Origin of the sequence: Sphingomonas sp. Leaf230 (genome assembly GCF_001421745.1) — a bacterium.
Lineage (GTDB): Bacteria > Pseudomonadota > Alphaproteobacteria > Sphingomonadales > Sphingomonadaceae > Sphingomonas.
Genome location: NZ_LMKW01000007.1, coordinates 1 through 2,191, shown reverse-complemented (window position 1 = coordinate 2,191; position 2,191 = coordinate 1). Strand labels below are relative to the sequence as shown.

Here is a 2,191-nt window from a genome sequence, read left to right as displayed (position 1 = left end):
AAAACAGTATTTGTATTTTCGTCGCCTACCAATTCCTCAAACCGGCGCACTCGCGGCGGCGGAGAGTGGTCTGCGCCTGTTGACTCAGGCCGCGATAGAGAAGCAGACGCTCACGCCACTTCCCTCGCTTCCCAACTTCGGAGGTTGGTTCATCTTTGCGAATAACCGATTTTCAAGCCCGGCTATCCGCTCGCGAATGTTCTGATGGGAGGTTAGCGGAACGGCGGCTTTCTAGCGTTGACCCGACGATCAAGCCATTCCTACACCAGTCGCGCAACCCCGGCCTGACGCCTTGCGCTTCCGGTCAAGCACCGTAAGGCGCCCGTCCGGACGCAAGTGCCTGCAACGCGGCGACATGGCCCTTGAAAGCCTTTCGCCCCGCCGCGGTGGCGACGATCCAGGTTCGTTGCCGGGTGTTCACCGTCGCCTTTCGCAACTCGATGTACCCGGCATCGCCAAGTTGGGCGAGGTGCTTGGACAGCACCGAGTCGCTGACACCAAGGACGTCGCGGGCAATTCCGAACTCCATCTCGGTCACATCGGTCAACAGCGCCATGAGTTGCAGCCGCGCCGGGGGGTGAATCAGCGGATCAAGCAGCTCAACGCCCATGCAGCGCTCCATCCAGCTCCCGCCGGTACACCCGCTCCCACACGATGCTGCTGATTGTAGCGAACACCACTATGCCGCCCCCGATCGCGACCGGTGCCCAGGTTAGGTCATAGCGTTTCTTCAGGACGATTGCGCCGACCAGCGCAGCCATCCCGACCAGCAGCATCGCAAACGTCACCCACCGCGTGCGCCCGGACCGATACCCGCTGACGAAGAATCCGTCCCGCCGCCGATCGCGAGCGACGACCATCGTGGTGGCTGCCATGCAAGCGGCCGCCACGATCACCGGCCATGGACCGGGCAGTGCATAGCCGGCAATCAGCCCGCCTAGCAGCAGCCCGACCGCGGCGTGGCGGGCGAAGGACCATTTCGCCCGCTCGGCCAACGCCCCGCGCGCCGTCCGCATCATCTCCAGCGACCGCGCCGCCTCCACTTGGTCCATGTACCATTCTCCCGCGAGCAGTCCGCCCGTTTTCCCGATCAGCAACTTACGGTTTGACAATCTGGAAAGCAACTATCACTTTCCAATACGGAAACTGACATCGTTAGGAATGAACATGGTGCTTACATCGGCTTGGATCGCGGTCATGTTCGTCGGGGGGATGTGGTGGGTGCAGCGCGATATTGCGGCGTACGCACGGTTCCAGACGCAATCCGACACGTTGGAACGACAGAGTCTTTACCGCAGATGGCTGATCGAGAGCTTCGTGGTTCTCGTAGGTGCAAGCATAGTCAGCCTTTGGCTGGCGCACGCGCTATGGCCCTTTGACGGATTCCCCTCGGCGTTCGCACCCGCGGGCCGGTTGCAAGCTTCTGATGAGGAGATCTCCAGCGATAAATGGCTGTCGATCGCGATCGGCCTTTTCTTCGGTATCGTCCTATCGGTCGCCATCCAGTGGCGGGGACTTAAGAGAAGTCTTTCGCCGCAAGTGGGCCCGGACCAGGCGCTCATTCCCCGCAACCGTCGCGAAGCGATGCTAGCGCTGTTGCTCAGCCTCAATGCCGGTTTCAGCGAGGAGCTGTTCTTCCGGCTGGCGCTTCCGCTGCTGCTGTTCCAAGTCACGGGCTCGCTCGCTGTCTCGTTTGGCTTCTCGATTTTGGCCTTCGGACTGGCGCATGCGCATTATGGCTGGAAGGGAGTGCTCGCCACCACGGCCGCAGGCGCACTGTTGACGGTTTACTACCTCCATCACGGATCGCTGCTGCGAGTCATGATCGCGCACGCGGTTATCGATATAGTTGCCTTCTTCATTCGCCCTGCGATCGCGGACTGGTTAATCTCGCGTAAGGCTCCGCGTTGGGCCGTCGCAGCCTCGTGAAAAGATCGGCGTCTCCTTAACCCTGCAAGCAGGGCGAATTGTACCTCCCTCTCCTAAGGTCAGGCTGCCTGAGCGAATGACAGGTTTTGGGCTTTACCCGCGCGCGTTTGAACGTCCGAAAGTGGGCGATCATCGCTAGAACGCCCTCTGCGGGCAGGACCCATAAGATGGTGTATCGCGGCGGCTGCATTTTGACAGCAGATGAGATTTGCAGCCCCTTCACGTACGATGCCTGGATCGGGGTCGACCTGACCTCGTGCAT

Annotated in this window: 4 protein-coding genes; 2 read left to right on the top strand and 2 right to left on the bottom strand. The window is 60.9% G+C overall.

What is annotated here, in order from left to right:
- A partial coding sequence (locus tag ASE82_RS20015) for a hypothetical protein (RefSeq protein WP_235524601.1) occupies positions 1-205 on the top strand: 205 nt, incomplete at its 5' end.
- Between the two features lie 99 nt (positions 206-304).
- Here the strand turns inward: ASE82_RS20015 and ASE82_RS05700 are convergent.
- Positions 305-610: a transcriptional regulator gene (locus ASE82_RS05700; protein WP_056060118.1), complete on the bottom strand. Its 306-nt coding sequence runs from the start codon at positions 608-610 to the stop codon at positions 305-307.
- Positions 600-1,052 (bottom strand): hypothetical protein, encoded by a 453-nt coding sequence (locus tag ASE82_RS05695; RefSeq protein ID WP_056060113.1) that lies wholly within the window; start codon positions 1,050-1,052, stop codon positions 600-602. The genes ASE82_RS05700 and ASE82_RS05695 overlap by 11 nt, the downstream gene beginning before the upstream one ends.
- Positions 1,053-1,167: 115 nt before the next feature.
- On the opposite strand from ASE82_RS05695, the gene ASE82_RS19820 reads away from it, so the two are divergent.
- Positions 1,168-1,929 carry a CPBP family intramembrane glutamic endopeptidase gene (locus ASE82_RS19820; RefSeq protein WP_200910679.1) on the top strand — a complete coding sequence of 254 codons (762 nt, stop codon included), beginning with the start codon at positions 1,168-1,170 and terminating at the stop codon, positions 1,927-1,929.
- Positions 1,930-2,191: the final 262 nt, after the last annotated feature.

Coding starts and splice junctions, on each gene's coding strand:
- ASE82_RS05695 (WP_056060113.1), bottom strand. CDS start 1,052: ATGGACCAAGTGGAGGCGGCGCGGTCGCTGGAGATGATGCGGACGGCG.
- ASE82_RS19820 (WP_200910679.1), top strand. CDS start 1,168: ATGGTGCTTACATCGGCTTGGATCGCGGTCATGTTCGTCGGGGGGATG.
- ASE82_RS05700 (WP_056060118.1), bottom strand. CDS start 610: ATGGGCGTTGAGCTGCTTGATCCGCTGATTCACCCCCCGGCGCGGCTG.